The following is an 18674-nucleotide window of genomic DNA, read 5'->3' as shown; positions in this document are numbered from 1 at the left end:
GGCGGGTGTTCATTATGGGAAAAGCGTTAATTATTGGTGCTGGTGGAGTTGCAGGAGTAGTTGTTCATAAATGTTGTCAGGTTCCTGACGTATTCGAAGAAATCTGTATCGCAAGTCGTACAGTATCTAAATGTGATGCGTTAAAAGAAAAACTGGATGGCGGCCGTACTAAAATTCAAACGGCGCAAGTAGATGCTGATAATGTGGAAGAACTGGTTGAACTTATTAATAAATTCCAACCAGATATCGTCATTAACGTTGCATTGCCATATCAGGATTTAACGATCATGGATGCATGTCTTGCTACTGGCGTTGACTATGTCGATACTGCAAACTACGAACCTCTTGACGAAGCTAAGTTTGAATACAGCTGGCAATGGGCTTACAGAGAACGTTTTGAAAAAGCTGGCATCACTGCCCTACTTGGAAGCGGCTTCGATCCGGGCGTTACAGGTGTCTTCTCTGCGCATGCACTAAAACATCATTTCGATGAAATTCATACGATTGACATTGTGGACGCAAACGCTGGTGATCACGGCTATCCGTTCGCTACTAACTTTAATCCTGAAATTAACATCCGTGAAATCACAGCTAATGGAAGCTATTTTGAAAATGGTGAGTTCATCGAAACTGAACCATTATCAATTAAACGTGTCTATAATCTTCCTGAAATCGGTCCAAAAGATGTTTACTTATTACATCACGAGGAACTGGAATCCCTTGCACTCAATATTACAGGTATCAAAAAAATTCGTTTCTGGATGACGTTCTCAGAGAACTATTTGAACCACTTAAAAGTGCTTGAAAACGTTGGAATGACTTCTATTGAACCAATCCTTTTCGAAGGGAAAGAAATCGCTCCCCTTCAATTCTTAAAAGCTGTGCTACCGGATCCAGCTTCTCTTGGGCCAAGAACAATAGGAAAAACGAATATCGGCTGTATTTTCCAAGGTATCAAAGACGGCGAAGAGAAAACGTATTATGTTTACAATATTTGTGACCATCAAGAATGTTACAAAGAAGTAGGTTCACAAGCAATTTCGTATACAACAGGTGTACCTGCAATGATCGGTGCGATGCTGGTAATGACGGGTAAATGGAAGAATCCTGGCGTACACAATATCGAAGAGTTCAATCCTGATCCATTCATGGAAGCACTCAACAAATATGGTCTACCATGGCAGGAAAGCTTCAATCCTGAATTGATTGACTGAGGAGGGCTTGAAATTGAATATTGATTTAAATGCACTCCCCTCCCCCTGCTATGTAGTGGACGAAGGATTGCTTATTAAAAACTTGGAAAAAATGAAGTCTGTTATTGACCAGACGGGCTGTAAGATTCTACTTGCTCAAAAAGGATTTTCGATGTTCTCAGTTTATCCGTTAATCGGAGAATACTTGAACGGGGTAACATCTAGTTCCGTACACGAAGCAAGACTGGGCTTCGAAGAAATGGGCAAGGAAGTACACACCTACGCCCCTGCCTTTTCGGAAACAGAGATTGATGAGATTCTTACTTATTCAGATCACATCGTCTTTAATTCGTTTCAACAATATAATCAATTCAAAGAAAAAATTAAAAACCATCCAAAAAAAATAGAAATTGGACTTCGCATTAATCCTGAATACTCTGAAATCGAAGTCGATATGTACAATCCTTGTTTTTCGCATTCAAGGTTTGGCGTTACGCTTGAGAATTTTGAAGCGGATCAGCTTGAAGGCATCGATGGCTTACACTTCCATACGATGTGCGAACAAAACTCTGATACGCTGGAGCGCACCGTGCAAGTTGTCGATGAAAAGTTTGGGGAATACATTAAAAATATGAAGTGGATCAACTTCGGCGGTGGGCATCATATCACAAGACCCGATTATGATATCGAAACACTTATCCGTTCGATACTGTTTATGAAGAATAAATACGGTGTACAAGTGTATTTAGAGCCTGGTGAAGCTGTTGCATTGAATACTGGCTATCTTGTTGCGACTGTTTTGGACACCCTCCACAACGGTATGCCAATTGCTATTTTAGATACTTCAGCAGCATGTCATATGCCTGATGTACTGGAGATGCCTTATCGCCCTGAAATCATTGGTGCAGGAATGCCAAACGAAAAGGCTTACACCTATCGATTCGGTGGACCTACTTGCCTAGCTGGAGACGTCATTGGTGATTATTCTTTTGATGAGCCTTTAAAGCCTGGTGATAAGCTTGTCTTTTGTGATATGGGCCACTACTCGATGGTGAAAAACAATACATTTAATGGTGTTAACTTACCTTCTATCGCCTTAAATACCGTTAGTAATGGTATTCAAGTGATTAAACAGTTTGGGTATGACGATTTTAGAAACCGTCTATCTTAACCAGAATGAAAAGCCTGTGCAAAAATACTATTTTTGCACAGGTTTTCTTTATTAATTGAGTACTTTAAGTTTCACTTTTTTGACTCCCCACTCCATTGCATTATTATAAGATGGAATGAAAACATCGATTTTATTCCCTTTAATGGCTCCTCCTGTATCTCCAGCTATCGCTTCTCCATAGCCTTCCACCCAAACCTTTGTACCTAGCGGAATAAGTTTTGGATCTACTGCAATTACTTTCTGATTTGGATTAGAACGTAAGTCAATGCCGTAAGCGGTAGTTCCTGAACAGCCCGTACAGTAGGCTGTATAGGCTGTCGCTGTAACCAGCATCTCTTTTCCATCACTTGCAGGTGGTGGCGTTGGCACGATTGCAGCCGCAATTGTATCTTTCGTTCCCGCATCTGCTACATGCCCACTGACGATTAATACATCACCAGGGTGGATCACCTCGCCTGTTAGGCCGTTCCAACTCGTGAGAGAATCTATAGTAATGTTATGATTAAGTGCAATTCGATACAAATTATCGCCTGCGTTTACTGTATAGCTTTTCGGCTTCGGAGTTGATTCCACTGGTGCGACTAATTCCTGATCTACTACTTCTTGATCAGGTACCTTACTTTCTTCTGCTTCTCCCAAAATCATGTCAACTGCATTTGAAAGGGTTTGTAAATATGTCAGTTCATCATCACTCAGTTGGGCATCTGAGAGTATCGCCGCATCTGTTACTGAATAAGTGGAAAACGCAAAAATTAGGGCTAACAAAAATATTTTCATTTTCAACAAAAGTCTCCTCCTTCATTTCAAATACGATTGCTTATCCTAAACAGCAATCGATAATTTGTTTCCACAAGTATTGCCCCGAATCTTTGAAAAACAAACATTCTAATTAAATAAAAAGAAACCCTTCTCCAAAACAACTAAAATTTGTTTTGAGAATAGGGTATTATTAGCGATTTAGCGATGAAATCTTATTACATAATGTGTAAGTTATCGAATTAAATCCACGAAAATAAAAACAACAATCAGCCATTCATTTGAATGACTAATTGTTGTTTTCACTGTAGGCAATTGTAATAGATCATTTATGTCTCCAATTAGTTAAGATAATAATCCAACCATCTGCAATCCGTAAGCAATACCATCTTCGCCCACATCTTTCGTAACATATCTTGCTGCTTTTTTCACTTCCTCAGGTGCATTCCCCATCGCAACACTATGTCCAGCATACTGAAGCATTTCAATATCATTTAAATTATCACCAAAAGCATAGACTTGATCTTTCGAGAACCCTTTCTTCTCAATGAACTTTTCAATTCCCTTCGCTTTAGAGCCGCCAAGAGGTAGAACATCCATCGAATATTCATGCCAACGGATAAAGTTCAATTTTCGCAAATTGTCTCGATATAATGTTTCTTCATGTTCTTTGCAATACAGGAGTGTTTGATAAATTTCAGTATCGTTGTAGTAACTAGCGTCCATTACTATTTGAGTAGTATCAATATTAAGGGAGGTAAGAGATTCTTCTATATCAGAATGATAGTCAAAAGTGGATCTCATAAATTCTGCACCCATATAAACAAGTGGATGATTTTGCGTTGTGGAAAAACCCGATAAATGCGCTAATAATTCTCTATCAATAGGGTTTTTATAAATGACTTCATTTTCAATTTCAACATACTGACCATTAAAACAAATGAAAGAATCAATTTCCAATTCTTTCCTTAGATCTTTAATAAAGTAAGGAGCACGCCCCGTCGCAAAGGCTACTTCATGTCCTGCTTCTTTTAAAGATTTAACAGCTTCCTTCGCAGAAGCAGGTAATTTCTTATCGTGGTCTAAAAGAGTTCCGTCAATATCAAACATAATCATTTTTTTAGTCATTTTATTTCCCCCATTACAGAATGAATTCATATTTGGTTCAATTTTAAAAGTGTGATTCTTATTTCATACTAATTCGAGGCTAATTGCGGGGTAATTCTAACATACATCAACAAATAGGATTCTTTAGAATGGCGTCGTAGGAATAACAGTGGTGTTGGTGTTTGACACAAGAATACAGCAAAACAATAAATAAAGACAACACCCCTGAACGATTAATCAAGTTCTGGGATGCTGTTTTATGATAACTGTTTTGAATTACAAATTGCAGCGGGCCATAACTGCTTGAACTACATCCTCAGCTGTTGACATCTGCAAGGCTTCATTCGCAAGTTCTACCATATCGCTGTTGTTCAATTTTAGAATTTGAGTACGGGCCTTTAAAATGGATGTGGCACTCATCGAGAATTCATCAAGGCCTAGTCCCAATAGTAAAGGAATAGCGATTTCATCCCCTGCCATTTCCCCACACATCCCAGTCCATTTTCCTTCCTTATGTGAGGCGTCAATAACCATCTTGACCAACCGTAGAATTGCTGGATTATAAGGTTGATATAAATAGGCAACGCGTTCATTCATACGATCTGCAGCCATCGTATATTGGATTAAATCGTTTGTTCCAATACTAAAGAAATCAACTTCCTTCGCGAACTGATCTGCCAGTATTGCAGTGGAAGGGATTTCTACCATGATGCCAACCTCAATAGTAGTGGCAACATTTATATTGTTATTTAGGAGTTCTTGTTTCTCTTCCTCCAAAATTGCTTTAGCCTGGCGGAACTCATCAAGAGTTGCAATCATCGGGAACATGATTTTCAAATTCCCATATGAACTGGCTCTTAAAAGAGCTCTTAATTGCGTTCTGAAAATATCCTGCTCTTCCAAACATAAACGAATAGCGCGAAGTCCTAGGAATGGATTCATTTCTTTAGGGAGATTTAAATAAGGGAGTTCTTTATCCCCGCCAATATCAAGGGTCCGAACAACGACCGGTTTACCTGACATTCCCTGTAGAACCTTCTTATATGCCTCGTACTGCTCTTCTTCAGTTGGGAGTTGGCTTCTGCCCATATACAAAAACTCGGTTCTGTATAATCCGATCCCTTCTCCACCATTACTGATGACTCCCTCTAAGTCTTCCGGGGTGCCGATATTTGCAGCTAACTCAACATGATGACCATCAGCAGTAGTTGTTTTTTCATCTACTAGCTTTGTCCATTCAGCTTTTTGTTGCTCATACTTCAATTGTTCATTTTCGTATGTAGCAATGACATCCGGAGTAGGATTAATATGTACCTCTCCTTTAAACCCATCAACAATAATGATGTCACCGTCCTGAATAAGCTTAGTCGCCTCCTTCGTACCTACAACTGCGGGAATTTCCAATGTGCGCGCCATAATCGCAGAATGGGAAGTCTTCCCACCAATATTAGTTGTAAAACCTTTTACAAATTCACGATTTAACTGCGCCGTGTCTGAAGGTGTTAAATCTTCTGCGATAATAATTACTTTTTCAGAAATCATGCTCGGATTTACAATTTCAACATTTAGCAAATGGGACAGCAAACGTTTCGCAACATCACGAATGTCCGAAGCCCGTTCTCTCATATATTCATTATCCATTTGCTCGAACATTGTAATAAACATATCAGACGTTTCTTTGAGTGCGTGTTCAGCATTCACATGATCTGTTTTAATTTTATCTTCAATTGAAGTCAGAAGCTCCGGATCAAGTAAAACTAATATATGTGCATCGAAGATAGCTGCTTCATCTGCACCAAGTCCTTTTGCAGCGGTATCGCGAATTGACTCTAACTCACTTTTCGAAATAGAGACAGCTGACTGAAAACGTGAAAGTTCTTCCGGAATGTCTTCAACAGTTTTTTTACTGAAAGATAGATCTGGCTCAACAAAACGGTACGCTTTTGCTATCGCTATACCATTTGATGCAGAAATCCCATGAAGTAGGCTCATTAGTTAGTCAGTCCTCCGTTTTTCAACGCTTCTTCAAGTTCGTTAAGTGCATCCTGTTCATCGATTCCAGTGGCGCTAATTTTAAATTCTCCACCTAAACCAATACCTAAAGACATTACGCCAAGAATTGATTTTAAATTGACGTTTTTCTCATTGTAAACCAAGTTTATATCGGATTTGAATTTGGTTGCTGTACTTACTAATATTGAAGCGGGTCGCGCATGAATCCCCTGCTCATCCGTAACTATAAATTGTTTTTCAACCATTTAAATCATACTCCCTCATTAAAATAATACTTACTTACCAAGCTTATCATTTTGGGTCGGGATAGAAAAGGATCTAACCCAAAAAAACTCCTCTTTTACATCTTCATTACACATTTCTGATCCTTCATTTAATTGTAATCGATATGTTATCATCGGCCCTTACTCATATAAGGAACGGACATAACTCCTATACTGGCTTCTTCCCTTAGCAGACAGCTAAATTCTTCACTTACTTGATTCCGGCAAGGTAGCACTTTACTAACCAGGTCCCAAAATATGATTCTCACATATACTACTAGGTATATATCGAAAAAGGAGGCACTCAATTTTGTCTGACGATCAGTTTCCAGTCCCGCACAATCCCAATAACTCGGAACTCCCCTTTGGACAGCCACATTATCCAAAAAATCAAGAACAAGTTCAATTTACGAAACAAGGTGCAGCACCGACCAATCCACCGCCATCTACTATCCCAAAACAACAAACTGGACCACTTTCCATAGATCCAGGCGCGTTACGAGGTTGCTTATATCGCGATACTTACCTACGTCTCGTAAACCGAACATCATTTTGGTTTCATCCAACTTACATCGATTATTTTACAACCACGGGTTTTAAATGGGATGGCTATGCATGGCTTCCATGGAGAATAGACTTGGATAAAATCATATCTTTTCAGTGCACATAGTAATAATTCAATAAATAAAAAGGACCAGTTTCTACTAAACACGACATTGTAATCATTCGTGTTTAATTGAGAAATTGGCCTTATTTATTATGTCGTTACATTGACTTACATACTGATTCCAGGCGCTATGAAACTAGATTCCTTAACTATTTAAAATCTGTACCAAACGCAAAAACCCAATATTAATGAAACACAATCGTTTTGTTACCTTCGACAATAATTCGATTTTCGAGGTGCCACTTTACAGCTTTTGCAAGAACACGTCGCTCAATACGGCTTCCAATTTTTTTCAAATCTATTACGTCATCACGATGATCTACCCGCTCGATATCCTGTTCAATTATTGGACCTTCGTCAAGATCGTTTGTTACATAATGGGAAGTAGCCCCTATCAGTTTCACACCACGATCATATGCCCGTTCATATGGTCGGGCTCCAATAAACGCCGGCAAGAAAGAGTGATGAATGTTAATGATTCGATGTTGAAAATGATTTACAAAGTCAGGCGTAAGAATTTGCATATAGCGAGCAAGAATTAGTAAATCAACACTATATTCTTCCATTAGGCGAATCTGTTCTTCTTCTACTTTTTTCCGAATGTCCTTATTGGCAGGAATATAGTGAAAAGGAATTCCTAAAGATTCGACCATCTCCCGTGCGTCCTCATGGTTACTTACAACGACTACAATATCTGTGTCCAAGTCACCATTTTGCCATTCCCACAAAAGTTCAATCAAACAATGTGGCTCTTTTGAAACAAAGATAGCTGTCCGCTTCCGTTCACTTTCGTAAGCAAAGTGGTAATCCATAGAATGATTGGTAGCAATTTCCTCAAAATCACTTTCCATTTGCGCTGACTTTTCTTTCAAATTTTCACAGTAAAATTCCATTCGAATAAAAAAGTTTCCCTTTTCGGGATCATTCGAATACTGACTTGATTCAATGATATTCGAATCATGATTAAGTAAAAATGTCGACAACATCGATACAATTCCAGGTTTATCCGGACATTTTACTAACAGTCGCCCCCGATTTTCATTTTGATTTCCCTGTTGTTTCAATTTCATTTCAACTTCTGTTTTAATAGACATTTACGAACAGCTCCTAATGATAATCATGCTATATGTGTTGAAATAAAGAACTCCATTGAACTAACTATATCGCTAAGGATACTTCCCGCCCTATGCTAACTTGCTTCGCTGCAGCATTAGGACTTCGGCTACACCTTGTAAGGTGCCCTCATTAAGTTTATATAGGGTATTCATTTATTCAACTACTATAGTTAATATTATTGGTCATACTACGCGCTTGAGCAATGTTTTCAATTGTACCCCATTTTTTAAAATCATGATAGTTTTCTTAATAGATGCTTTTAAAAGAAAAAAGTATTAATCCTCTGTTTTTGCTCATCATAATAAAAAGGAGGTGTGATACTATGGCTCAAGAAATTCTTTGCGAAGTGAGTAACTGTAAATTCTGGGGTCCCGGAAACAAATGTAAAGCGAATTCTATCTACGTAGTCAGCCAAAAAGGAAAAAAAGCAACAAGTAGTGAAGAAACGGATTGTAAAACATTCGTGCCAAGAGATTGAATGACGACGTATTCGATTATTTATAATTTAGTTCAAGCTTAGTATCATGCACTGTGGAAAGCGCCAGATTCTAAAGCAATTCTGACTGTTTTGGAATCTGGTGTCTTTCATTTTCTTGAATAATTAACAATTTATAACGTGTTTATTTACATAAATCGGATCACTCGCAATGGCGACATTAATGGCAACAACTGGTTCAGCATATAACATACTTGCAACTGAACCCGTCTCTCCCAATGAAAGTTCCGTAGCCCATGTAACATAAGCAGCTGCCTCCGGAAAACCTCCAAATAAATAGTCGACAAATTAGCTTCATTTGTAGCACCCTGAATGCCTTGTAAGAGACCTGGGAAGTAAATGAAGAATGGCAGTTCCCCCCCAAGTGAAGTATGTGGTTATTTCATTGGAACGATAACATCTCAATAGTGATTTTTGGAAAACGAAGAAAAAAGATGTTACTATAGATGCGCTCAAAATGAAAATAACTCCTTTTGAAATAGTGAAAGATGTTCCCTTAGATCCAGCTGTAATGAGAAAAATTTCGATAATCCCGACAAACATCCCCACCCAAGCGAGAGTACTTAACCGCTCTTTCAGAAATATGACAGCTATCAATGCTGTGTAAACAGGTGCAGAAGCAATGAACATTTCTTCGGAACCTGAAGAAACTGTCACTTCTTCTATATGTAACTCCCCAGTGGTAGACACTAATCCCAATCTAACCAAGTACACCTATCTTCAGAATATCCTCTTTTTTTAGGTGACCGGAATTTAGTTCCAAGCCAGAGGGCATAAATTACGAAAACGCTAGATACTATAAAACCGAGTAAGTATCAAATTGCCTGGTTATAGCCTCCTAGTAAACTAGTACGTATAGTAGCGAATCCTGATCCCATTCAATGACTGTAAACATCGCAAGTAAAAAGCTTTTTTATTCATAAATTAACCCTTTACTGAAAACAATTTTGGTTGTTTACATCTAGAAGCGTCACTTGTCCTTCAACGCAATGCTGTCGCTTTGACTAATGAATGATGCAAGAGTAACTATGCAATACACTGAATAGAATAATGATTTAAAGTCAAAATATAATGGGTCTCTTTTATATGTATGGAAACCTCGAACTTCAATTTTAGGTAAATATCTAAAACCTGCTCTATTTTTATTCCTCTTACTCATGTACATTCCGGTCACCATAACATATAATAGTATAAAATCCAATTAGAATAGTAGGTTTTAATGTGAAAACAATACCAAAACCTTTAGTAATGGCAAATCAATGGACGATTGTTTTGACTGTAATTATTGCACTTCTAACACAGTCAGCTTGGATATTACTCATTCCATTAATCGCAAATCTTTCAAGTTTATTGACGGGATTCCATCCGATTTTAGTACTTGTTAAGCATTTTTTAGCTAAACCAGCTAATCAATATATTCAAGAAGACTACGCGCAGTTACGATTTAACCAATGGTTGGCTGTCGGATTTTTATTCGTTGCATGTGTAAGCTTTTTATTGAATTGGACTATATTATTTAATATCGCTACGACGATGGTTGGCATAGCTGCACTCATCGCAATCCTAGGTTTTTGCATAGGTTGCTTTGTACGCTTCCAATACCAACAATGGAGTTATCGACGTAATTAAGTACTGTGTAACACAAAATGAAATCAGCCATTAACATGTATGGCTGATTTCATTTTATTTGTGTGTAATCGAGACGTATTACTGGTACTTTTTCGAACCTTCTACTACTTGCTATCTTATTCTAACCCTTTGCCCATCCCTTTCAGAAAATCTAGTCCAAATTTCACGGCACGGTTCGTATCAGGATCATTTAATGCAGTCATCAATTGAAAAATACTTACTTTTTGCCCATTACCGCTATAAAGCTCAGCTTCATTCAATCCACTTTTAACGCTCGCAGCAAGTTTCGCTGTAACATCAGGGTCAATAGATGAAATCACACTAGTTGCATGTAGCACATGGTTGATAATATTGGTTACTGGGTCACGTGATGCTTGGTCTACTGCAATTTTCGCGATATCAGCCTTTGCTTTCACCATCGCCTTCAGTGCATCGAAGACGCCTGCGTCATCCAACTCCCCAGTAATTTCAAGTATTTTATTGAGTGCCTGGTCTTGTTCGGCAATTAATGACTGTAGCTCACCCAGTTTATTCTGTTTGATTTCTTGTGGTGTCAGTTCGTTCCATTTAATAGAAGTAATTGGTGCCGCCATCGTATATCACCTTTCTTTCTTAGCTTCAGTTAATTGTATATATCCTGGACGAGCCCATTTCCGCTCCACTTCAACACCATTTTGTGGGTGACGCTCTTTATTACGATGGTTCGACTTAGGCAACGGGTTTTCGCCTTCTTTTCGAAGTACTTCCATTCGTACCATCGTCTGTTTATACGCTGGTGTATTCGTGCGCTGATCGACTGCAGGACCGGTTAGGAAATTAATGGCTGATTCTTTTTCAACTGAGTTCATCGGCAAGAACAATTCATTTTTCTTTACACGGTCCGTTACGAGTGCTGGTAATTTTAAAGCGCCATATGGCGAAATCAAGCGTACAAGGGAACCGCTTAACACACCACGCTCTTTCGCAAGTTCCGGTGAAACTTCAACGAAAACCTCCGGCACTTTCTTCTGAATTCCATCCGATTTATTCGTCATATTGCCTTCGTGGAAATGTTCTAGCAAACGCCCGTTATTGATGTGGAGATCATATTCTAAGGGAAACTCTACAGGTTCCACCCAGTCAGACAGAGCAAAACGAGCCTTTTTATCAGGGAAATTAAATCCGTTCACGTACAACAGCGGTGTACTTTCACCATCCAAACTGCCCCATAAGAAGCTGTCCCAATCTTCCATTACGCTATAATCAGCTTGACTAAATAACGGTGAAAGGCTAGCCATTTCCGCAAAAATCTCACTCGGATGACTGTAGTTCCATTCTGCACCGAGACGGTTAGCGATTTCCTGTACAATCCACCAGTCCGCCCGTGCGTCTCCCAATTCCGGAAGTGCTTTGTATAAACGCTGCACACGTCTTTCCGTATTTGTAAATGTTCCGTCTTTTTCAAGTGATGGAACCGCCGGTAAAATGACATCTGCATATTGCGCAGTCCTTGAGAAGAAAATATCCTGCACAACGAGAAAGTCGAGCTTAGACAAGACATCGTGTACATAGTTCGCATTAGAATCGACGAGCGCCATATCTTCACCAACTATATACATGGCTTTCATGATTTCAGCATCGACGGAATGTAGCATCTGAATATTATCAAGTCCGGGCTTATCATGGATTTTCACGCCGTATGCCTTTTCGAACTTTTGACGTGCTTTATCATCAGTGACGTGTTGATAGCCTGGTAGCCATCCTGGTAGCGATCCCATATCACATGCACCCTGTACGTTATTATGTCCACGTAGCGGATAAGCCCCAGCACCAGGACGTCGATAATTACCTGTCGCAAGTAACAAATTGGAGATTGCGGCGGAAGTATCCGATCCACCAGTATTTTGTGTGACACCCATTCCCCAAAGAATACAAGTACCGTCTGCATCACGAATCATTTCCGCTGTCTTGATTAGCATATCCCTTGATACACCACATACTGTTTCAGCATAGTCGAGTGTATATTTCTCAAGAACTTCTTTGAATTCACCCAAGTAATGGACATTTTCATCAATAAAGGACTGATCATGCCATCCTTTATCAATCATGTACTTTGTCACTGCCATGAGCCATACTTGATCAGTTCCCTGCTTCGGACTTATAAAGATATCAGAGCGGTCAGCCATTTCATTTTTTCGCAAATCGGCGACAATCAATTTTTGTCCGTGCAGCTTATGTGCACGCTTCACACGAGTGGCCAGAACTGGATGTCCTTCAGCTGGGTTAGCCCCGACAATAATGACAAGACCAGCCTTCGCTATGTCTTTAATAGTTCCAGCGTCTCCGCCCATCCCTACTGTACGGAATAGACCGTCTGTCGCTGGTGATTGACAATAGCGTGAGCAGTTATCAACGTTATTTGTTTCAAATACTTGACGTGCTAATTTTTGAATCACATAGTTTTCCTCATTTGTAATCTTCGAAGATGAAATGATGCCAACAGCTTCTTTTCCATACTCTTTTTTTATTGTACCTAGTTTCAAAGCAACAAGGTCAAGCGCTTCTTCCCACGTAGCTTCAACAAAAGAATCGCCTTTTCGGATAAGTGGTGTCGTAATTCGTTCCTCGCTGTTGACGAAATCCCACCCGAATTTCCCTTTTATACATGTCGAAATCGCGTTGACTGGGGCATCTGAAACGGGCTGGATTTTCAAAATTTTTCTATCTTTCGTCCACACTTCAAATGAGCACCCAACACCGCAGAATGTACATACTGTTTTCGTTTTCTTCGTCCTCGTATCGCGCATCGCCGATTCAACATCTGATACGGCCATAATGCCGCTATACCCGGGCTCAACATCTTTGACAAGTTCAATCATCGGCGTCAGGATTTCCTCTTTTAGCCCGGTCATGAATCCGGCTTCACCAAGCATTGATTTTTCCATTAGTGCATTGCATGGGCATACGGTAACACAGTGGCCGCAGCCTACACAAGATGAGTCATTAATTTTCGCGCCCCCATCCCACAGAACAATTGGACGGTCCCTCTCCCAATCAATCGATAAGGTTTCATTTACCTGTAAATTTTGGCATACTTCAACACACTGGCCGCAAGCAATGCACTGATTTGGGTCGTAACGGTAAAATGGGTGTGTAAAATCAACACTTTCCTGTGTGCATTTTGGTTCATTTGGATATTTTTGATGTTCGATTTCCATCATATCCACCGTATTATGTATTTTACAGTTGCCATTATTGTTGTCACACACTGTACAATACAAAAGGTGATTTTCTAGAATTCGATCCATTGCCTCCGTCTGCGCTTCTTTAGCACGAGTTGAAGCCAGCTCTACGCTCATTCCAGAGACAGCTTTTGTTGAACAAGCACGCATTAGACGGCCATCTACTTCCAAGATACACGTATCACATGTCTCAATTGGGTCCACTTCAGGTAAGTAACATATTTGCGGATGATCAATTTGATACTGATTGATCACCTCAAGGATCGTCTTGCCTTCCACGAAGTCATAATTGGAACCGTTAATCTTGATTGGCATGTATGCGCCTCCTTTTTTATAAATAAAAAACCACCATGAAAAAATACACCGACTTGACAAGTGCACTTTCATAGTGGAATAGTCTTCTAACAGGACATGTTAAACTACCAATCCATATTTCTATTTAACGTTCGATAATGCCACAGCAGTTCATACTGTAACACCTCTTAGACACTAGTATATTTTAAGTTGAAAGAATAAACAATCTATTTTTCAGCTTTTGAACTATTTTCTTTTACCACGGAGGAGGAATAAATACATGTTAAAAAGAATACATGATTTTAATGATATTATCAGAAAGCTACGCAAAGACTTATTCGGGAAGGGACCTGAAAGAATCCACACGGTTTTTGTTGATAATATGATTATTTCAACACTCTACGGGAACTTGACTCCAACTGAAAAATTTATTGCCAGTACACCAGAAGGAAAAGAAATGATCCATGCTGCAAGAACTAGAATGATTCAAGATGTCTATCAAAAAGCACCACCCGATGGCATGGAAGAACTCGTCGGGGCTAAATTTGTCCACCTTTTCTCGGACATCAAATTGGAAGAGGACATTGCAATTTCCGTATTTCTTTTCGACCGGCAAATTGAACACAAGGGGGGGAAAGTAGATGGAACAAGATAAGAAACGGACTGTTTTTCGATACTCAAACGGATATTTCTCGAAAAAGGAAGACCAAATTGTAGTCGAACACCCCGTCACTATCAAAATCAATGACCAAGAATTTGCAACAATCGTTTGCTCGCCTGAGTACATCGAAGACATGGCGGTCGGTTTTTTGGCATCTGAAGGTGTCATCCCAAAGTATGAAGATATCAAAGACATTTCTCTACAGGAAGAATTGGGTATTGTCCATATCAAAACGGACAAGATGTATCCTTTTTACGAAAAATTGCTGAACAAACGCTACATCACCTCCTGTTGCGGCATGAGCCGACAAGGTTTTGTGTTTGCTAACGATGCATTAACAGTGAAAAGAATGACAGGAACCCATGTAACGCTTACCCCGGAAGATTGCTTTTTTCTGATGGAGCAAATGGATCAATCAGCAGACATGTTTCATAAAACTGGAGGTGTCCATAATGCAGCACTCTGTGATCCTACTGGCATTGTGCTGTCAAGGATGGATATTGGCAGACATAATGCTTTAGATAAAATTTACGGTCATTGTTTAAGAAATACTATTTCAGTAAAAGACAAAATAATTGTGTTTAGTGGCCGTATCTCATCGGAGATTTTATTGAAAGTGGCAAAAATCGGCTGTGAAATTGTACTTTCAAAATCAGCCCCTACTGAATTGGCATTGACACTCGCAGAAGAACTCGGAATTACTACAGTCGGATTTATACGGCAAAATTCATTCAATCTGTACACTCACCCGGATCGGATCATTATCGAAGAAAACAACAATATTTTTCAACACTAAAAAAACATTCGTGACAAAATTGGCAATGAATGCTAAGATGACTGAAATGTCTAACATTAACAAATTATACATCTTTCATGTAAATAAAAGGCTATTTAAATATAGGGGCTCAGCTGCTCGAAATTACCTTTGGGGATTACAGGTTTATATCTGTTTAATTTCATATTTTCATAAAGGGGGAAAAGGTTTGAAGGGGAATAAAACGAAGAACAGGTGGTTGATTGCCGCATCCGCAGTTGGTATTCATATTTCTATCGGCTCCGTATATGCTTGGAGCAATTTTACAAATCCATTAATCGATCAGTTTGGTTGGTCCACAAGTCAAGTACAACTCACATTCAGTATCGCCATTCTATTTTTGGGGCTGTCTGCAGCATTTCTTGGTCACTTCGTGGAGAAATATGGGCCAAGGAAAGCGGGAATCATGGCAGCTATTTGTTTTGGCTCGGGTGTAATTGGTTCCGGGTTTGCTGTAAGCGCTTCCTCGCTTCCATTACTATATTTATTTTATGGGGTACTGGGTGGGATTGGGCTTGGCGTTGGTTACATTGCGCCAGTTTCCACTCTTGTAAAATGGTTCCCTGACCGCCGTGGACTTGCGACCGGTCTTGCCATTATGGGATTCGGTTTTGCTGCAGCTATTAGTAGCCCAATTATGGAAGCGCTTATTACTTCTGTTGGGCTAAAAAACACATTCTTTTTTTTGGGTGTTTCTTACTTTTTAGTTATGATTTTATCCTCTTTATATCTTGAAAAGCCTGAAGAAGGCTGGGCACCCGCTGGATTTATTGAAAAAGTTAAAGCAGGAAAAATCGAACAAAAGAGAGACTTGGCACAATTGACAGCGAATGAAGCAGTGAAAACCAAACGTTTTTACTATTTATGGCTAATGCTCTTTATTAATGTCACATGTGGCATTGGTATATTATCAGCCGCAAAACCACTCGCAATTGACAGTATCGGTATGACAACTATACAGGCTGCAGCACTCGTCGGGGTCCTCGGTATCTTTAATGGAGCCGGCAGACTTGGCTGGGCGGCTACTTCTGATTATATAGGTAGACAAAACACATATACCACATTTTTTGTAATCCAAATCTTTTTGTTTGCACTATTGCCTTTCACAACAAATGCACTGCTATTTCAAATTATGCTCGCAGTCATTTACACATGCTATGGCGGTGGTTTCGCATCCATTCCCGCATACATTGCCGACATTTTCGGAACGAAACAGCTTGGTGCAATCCACGGTTATATACTAACTGCTTGGTCGGCAGCTGGTCTTGCTGGGCCTATGTTCGCTGCATGGATGAAAGATATGACGGGTAGTTACGAAAGCAGCTTGCTCTATTTCGCTGGTTTGTTTGTAGTTGCATTCGTTATTTCCATATTAATCAGAGTTGATATTAGAAAAGTTCAAGTGGAAGGCGAAAAACCCGCACTTAAGCCCTTAGAAAAAGTTGTAAGTGGATGATTATCACTGCCGCAAGTAATCTCGAAAACATGGATAGCCATCTCAAATTCTAAATGCTTAAGCAGCTAATCCATCTCTACCTGACAAAACAAGATCGATTTTAACTTCATTTTTTCTTATATAAAAAGAAGCTCATCTGCATGCAAATGAGCTTCTTTTTATATAGATGACAACTCCTTATACTTTCAGCCATCATTCAATTATGTCATTACTGTAATTTAATTTCCCTTAAGTTTTTGATATCCCTCTTCAATCGCTGTAAATAGAGCTGTTCCAGCCTTCAATCCAGTAAATGCTTCAATTGCATGACGAACACCTTGTCGTTGAATTGTTTCTTGAATGAGCTTTGCTTCGGGATCTTCCAAATAATCATAACGCAATGCTGCTGCAATTCCCATCGCCAAGAAAGTCGGTGTCTCGTCAAACAACTCCACGTATTGAGTTGCCGGGCCAACCAGCCGATCATTGAATTTGAGTTTACGTAAAGGTGAGCGACCCACTCGTGTTACATCATCAGATATAAAGGGATTTGCAAACCGCCCCATAATTTTTTGTATATAATCGCCATGCTCTTGCTCATTAAATTGATATTTAGCAATGAGTAATTTACCGGTTTCTTGCAAGACATTCTCAGTCATAGTTTTGATTTCTTCACTCGCAAGTGCTTCGTCCATTCTCCTGATACCTGCCAAATAACCAAAGTAAGCAACGGCAGCATGGCCTGTATTCACCGTATATAATTTCCTTTCAATATATGGTTCCAAATCTTTAACGAATGTAATGCCTTTAACAGGCGGATTTTCACCAATGATCTCCGATTCCTCAACTACCCATTCATAAAATGGCTCCACTTGAACCGCTGTCTTGTCTTCATTTATCTGGTTCGGGACAATCCGATCTACCGCTGCATTCGGAAAGCTAAAACAGTTATCGAATTGGGATTTTTCGTCTTCAGTTAACTTTTCATATACTTTTTCTTTAAGAAAAGCACTTCCACCAATCATATTTTCACAAGCGATGATTGTTAACGGTTGTCCCGTTTGAATGAGACGCTCCTTAAGTCCATCAGCAAGTAATCCCGCGATAAAGGGCAATACATTCGGCCCAACCGCCGCTGTTACAAGATCGGCTTTGGCAATTGTTTCGATTACTAATTCCGGATCCGTCGCACTATTAATAGCCCGAACATTTTTCACAAGTAGTCCTTCGTGAGCTTCATTTGCAAGTTCAACACGGTAGTGTTTTTTTTCGTTTATCAAATTAACAAGCTCGCTGTTCACATCTACAAAGCATGTTTCAAATCCGGATTGATACAATAAGTTTCCAATGAAACCTCTTCCTATATTTCCAGCGCCAAAATGAACAGCGATCATGTTAGTTCACTCCTTCAAAGAAGGATAAGACTTCATCTTTAGATGATGCATACACAATTGCTTCTACATTTTCTTCATCAGAAACTACGATTGCAATATTCGACAGGATTTCTAAATGCTCATCCCCTTTTCCAGCAATCCCAAAGATCAATTTCACGATATTCCCATCTCCGAAATCCACACCCCCAGGCACTTGAATAATCGCAATACCTGACTCCTTCACTTCTTGTTTTGCATCGTCTGTACCATGTGGAATGGCTACAAAATTGCCCATGTACGTAGATGTCATTTCTTCACGTTGAAGCATTTTTTCTATATAACTTGACTGAACATAGCCTCTGTCAAAAAGGATTTTCCCTGTTAAGCGGATTGCTTCTTCTTTTGTTGCCAGTACTTGATTCAACACGATGTTTTCGATTGATAAAATTGGTAATGTCATTATAA

The 18674-nt window shown here is 39.4% G+C and carries 17 protein-coding genes; 8 read left to right on the top strand and 9 right to left on the bottom strand.

Features of this window, described 5'->3' with window-relative positions; genetic code table 11:
* Positions 1-14: 14 nt before the first annotated feature.
* Positions 15-1214: a saccharopine dehydrogenase family protein gene (locus tag H7992_RS11795; RefSeq protein ID WP_187047683.1), complete on the top strand. Its 1200-nt coding sequence runs from the start codon at positions 15-17 to the stop codon at positions 1212-1214.
* Between the two features lie 13 nt (positions 1215-1227).
* On the top strand, positions 1228-2364 hold the full coding sequence (gene nspC, locus H7992_RS11790) for a carboxynorspermidine decarboxylase (RefSeq protein ID WP_187047682.1): 1137 nt from the start codon (positions 1228-1230) through the stop codon (positions 2362-2364).
* A gap of 51 nt (positions 2365-2415) precedes the next feature.
* On the opposite strand, the gene H7992_RS24960 is transcribed toward nspC, so the two are convergent.
* From H7992_RS24960 to H7992_RS11770, 4 genes are all read right to left on the bottom strand, one after another.
* Positions 2416-3141 carry a 3D domain-containing protein gene (locus H7992_RS24960; RefSeq protein WP_187047869.1) on the bottom strand — a complete coding sequence of 242 codons (726 nt, stop codon included), beginning with the start codon at positions 3139-3141 and terminating at the stop codon, positions 2416-2418.
* A gap of 324 nt (positions 3142-3465) precedes the next feature.
* Complete coding sequence (locus tag H7992_RS11780) at positions 3466-4248, bottom strand: Cof-type HAD-IIB family hydrolase (protein ID WP_187047681.1); 783 nt, start codon at positions 4246-4248, stop codon at positions 3466-3468.
* A 255-nt stretch (positions 4249-4503) separates the two neighbouring features.
* Positions 4504-6219 (bottom strand): phosphoenolpyruvate--protein phosphotransferase, encoded by a 1716-nt coding sequence (ptsP, locus tag H7992_RS11775; protein WP_187047680.1) that lies wholly within the window; start codon positions 6217-6219, stop codon positions 4504-4506.
* Positions 6219-6485, bottom strand: coding sequence for a phosphocarrier protein HPr (locus tag H7992_RS11770; protein ID WP_067208839.1), 267 nt, complete (start codon positions 6483-6485; stop codon positions 6219-6221). The genes ptsP and H7992_RS11770 overlap by 1 nt, the downstream gene beginning before the upstream one ends.
* A gap of 328 nt (positions 6486-6813) precedes the next feature.
* On the opposite strand from H7992_RS11770, the gene H7992_RS11765 reads away from it, so the two are divergent.
* Entirely contained in the window at positions 6814-7173 is a 360-nt protein-coding gene (locus H7992_RS11765) for a collagen-like protein (RefSeq protein WP_187047679.1), read from the top strand.
* A 182-nt stretch (positions 7174-7355) separates the two neighbouring features.
* On the opposite strand, the gene purU is transcribed toward H7992_RS11765, so the two are convergent.
* The gene (gene purU, locus H7992_RS11760) at positions 7356-8264 is read right to left on the bottom strand and encodes a formyltetrahydrofolate deformylase (protein ID WP_187047678.1); all 909 of its coding nucleotides are present in this window, start codon (positions 8262-8264) and stop codon (positions 7356-7358) included.
* A 344-nt stretch (positions 8265-8608) separates the two neighbouring features.
* Here purU and H7992_RS11755 point away from each other — a divergent pair, with 344 nt between their 5' ends.
* Both H7992_RS11755 and H7992_RS11750 read left to right on the top strand, forming a co-directional pair.
* Positions 8609-8764: a DUF1540 domain-containing protein gene (locus H7992_RS11755; RefSeq protein ID WP_082786555.1), complete on the top strand. Its 156-nt coding sequence runs from the start codon at positions 8609-8611 to the stop codon at positions 8762-8764.
* A 1239-nt stretch (positions 8765-10003) separates the two neighbouring features.
* Positions 10004-10411, top strand: a complete 408-nt coding sequence (locus tag H7992_RS11750; protein WP_187047677.1) for a DUF4395 domain-containing protein — start codon at positions 10004-10006, stop codon at positions 10409-10411.
* 116 nt (positions 10412-10527) lie between these two features.
* Here H7992_RS11750 and H7992_RS11745 read toward each other — a convergent pair whose 3' ends face one another.
* Together H7992_RS11745 and fdhF are read right to left on the bottom strand one after the other, a co-directional pair.
* Entirely contained in the window at positions 10528-11004 is a 477-nt protein-coding gene (locus H7992_RS11745) for a helical membrane plugin domain-containing protein (RefSeq protein ID WP_187047676.1), read from the bottom strand.
* 6 nt (positions 11005-11010) lie between these two features.
* Positions 11011-13947: a formate dehydrogenase subunit alpha gene (gene fdhF, locus H7992_RS11740; RefSeq protein ID WP_187047675.1), complete on the bottom strand. Its 2937-nt coding sequence runs from the start codon at positions 13945-13947 to the stop codon at positions 11011-11013.
* 259 nt (positions 13948-14206) lie between these two features.
* Here fdhF and H7992_RS11735 point away from each other — a divergent pair, with 259 nt between their 5' ends.
* From H7992_RS11735 to H7992_RS11725, 3 genes are all read left to right on the top strand, one after another.
* The gene (locus tag H7992_RS11735; RefSeq protein ID WP_187047674.1) at positions 14207-14581 is read left to right on the top strand and encodes a Na-translocating system protein MpsC family protein; all 375 of its coding nucleotides are present in this window, start codon (positions 14207-14209) and stop codon (positions 14579-14581) included.
* On the top strand, positions 14568-15383 hold the full coding sequence (gene fdhD / locus H7992_RS11730; protein ID WP_187047673.1) for a formate dehydrogenase accessory sulfurtransferase FdhD: 816 nt from the start codon (positions 14568-14570) through the stop codon (positions 15381-15383). The genes H7992_RS11735 and fdhD overlap by 14 nt, the downstream gene beginning before the upstream one ends.
* Positions 15384-15570: 187 nt before the next feature.
* Positions 15571-16857, top strand: coding sequence for an L-lactate MFS transporter (locus H7992_RS11725; protein ID WP_255428657.1), 1287 nt, complete (start codon positions 15571-15573; stop codon positions 16855-16857).
* Between the two features lie 218 nt (positions 16858-17075).
* Here H7992_RS11725 and H7992_RS11720 read toward each other — a convergent pair whose 3' ends face one another.
* Together H7992_RS11720 and H7992_RS11715 are read right to left on the bottom strand one after the other, a co-directional pair.
* Positions 17076-18230: a mannitol-1-phosphate 5-dehydrogenase gene (locus H7992_RS11720; RefSeq protein ID WP_187047671.1), complete on the bottom strand. Its 1155-nt coding sequence runs from the start codon at positions 18228-18230 to the stop codon at positions 17076-17078.
* 1 nt (position 18231) lies between these two features.
* On the bottom strand, positions 18232-18669 hold the full coding sequence (locus H7992_RS11715; protein ID WP_067208818.1) for a PTS mannitol transporter subunit IIA: 438 nt from the start codon (positions 18667-18669) through the stop codon (positions 18232-18234).
* Between the last annotated feature and the right edge of the window lie 5 nt (positions 18670-18674).

This window comes from Sporosarcina sp. resist (assembly GCF_014302295.1).
GTDB classification, from domain to species: Bacteria; Bacillota; Bacilli; order Bacillales_A; family Planococcaceae; genus Sporosarcina; species Sporosarcina psychrophila.
The sequence above is the reverse complement of the archived record's forward strand: the minus strand, read 5'-3'. Positions and strand labels throughout refer to the sequence as shown.

Excerpts from the sequence above, each read along its gene's own strand:
- H7992_RS11795 (WP_187047683.1), top strand. The coding sequence starts at position 15 with ATGGGAAAAGCGTTAATTATTGGTGCTGGTGGAGTTGCAGGAGTAGTT.
- H7992_RS24960 (WP_187047869.1), bottom strand. The coding sequence starts at position 3,141 with ATGAAAATATTTTTGTTAGCCCTAATTTTTGCGTTTTCCACTTATTCA.
- H7992_RS11780 (WP_187047681.1), bottom strand. The coding sequence starts at position 4,248 with ATGACTAAAAAAATGATTATGTTTGATATTGACGGAACTCTTTTAGAC.
- ptsP (WP_187047680.1), bottom strand. The coding sequence starts at position 6,219 with ATGAGCCTACTTCATGGGATTTCTGCATCAAATGGTATAGCGATAGCA.
- H7992_RS11770 (WP_067208839.1), bottom strand. The coding sequence starts at position 6,485 with ATGGTTGAAAAACAATTTATAGTTACGGATGAGCAGGGGATTCATGCG.
- purU (WP_187047678.1), bottom strand. The coding sequence starts at position 8,264 with ATGTCTATTAAAACAGAAGTTGAAATGAAATTGAAACAACAGGGAAAT.
- H7992_RS11755 (WP_082786555.1), top strand. The coding sequence starts at position 8,609 with ATGGCTCAAGAAATTCTTTGCGAAGTGAGTAACTGTAAATTCTGGGGT.
- H7992_RS11745 (WP_187047676.1), bottom strand. The coding sequence starts at position 11,004 with ATGGCGGCACCAATTACTTCTATTAAATGGAACGAACTGACACCACAA.
- fdhF (WP_187047675.1), bottom strand. The coding sequence starts at position 13,947 with ATGCCAATCAAGATTAACGGTTCCAATTATGACTTCGTGGAAGGCAAG.
- H7992_RS11735 (WP_187047674.1), top strand. The coding sequence starts at position 14,207 with ATGTTAAAAAGAATACATGATTTTAATGATATTATCAGAAAGCTACGC.
- fdhD (WP_187047673.1), top strand. The coding sequence starts at position 14,568 with ATGGAACAAGATAAGAAACGGACTGTTTTTCGATACTCAAACGGATAT.
- H7992_RS11720 (WP_187047671.1), bottom strand. The coding sequence starts at position 18,230 with ATGATCGCTGTTCATTTTGGCGCTGGAAATATAGGAAGAGGTTTCATT.
- H7992_RS11715 (WP_067208818.1), bottom strand. The coding sequence starts at position 18,669 with ATGACATTACCAATTTTATCAATCGAAAACATCGTGTTGAATCAAGTA.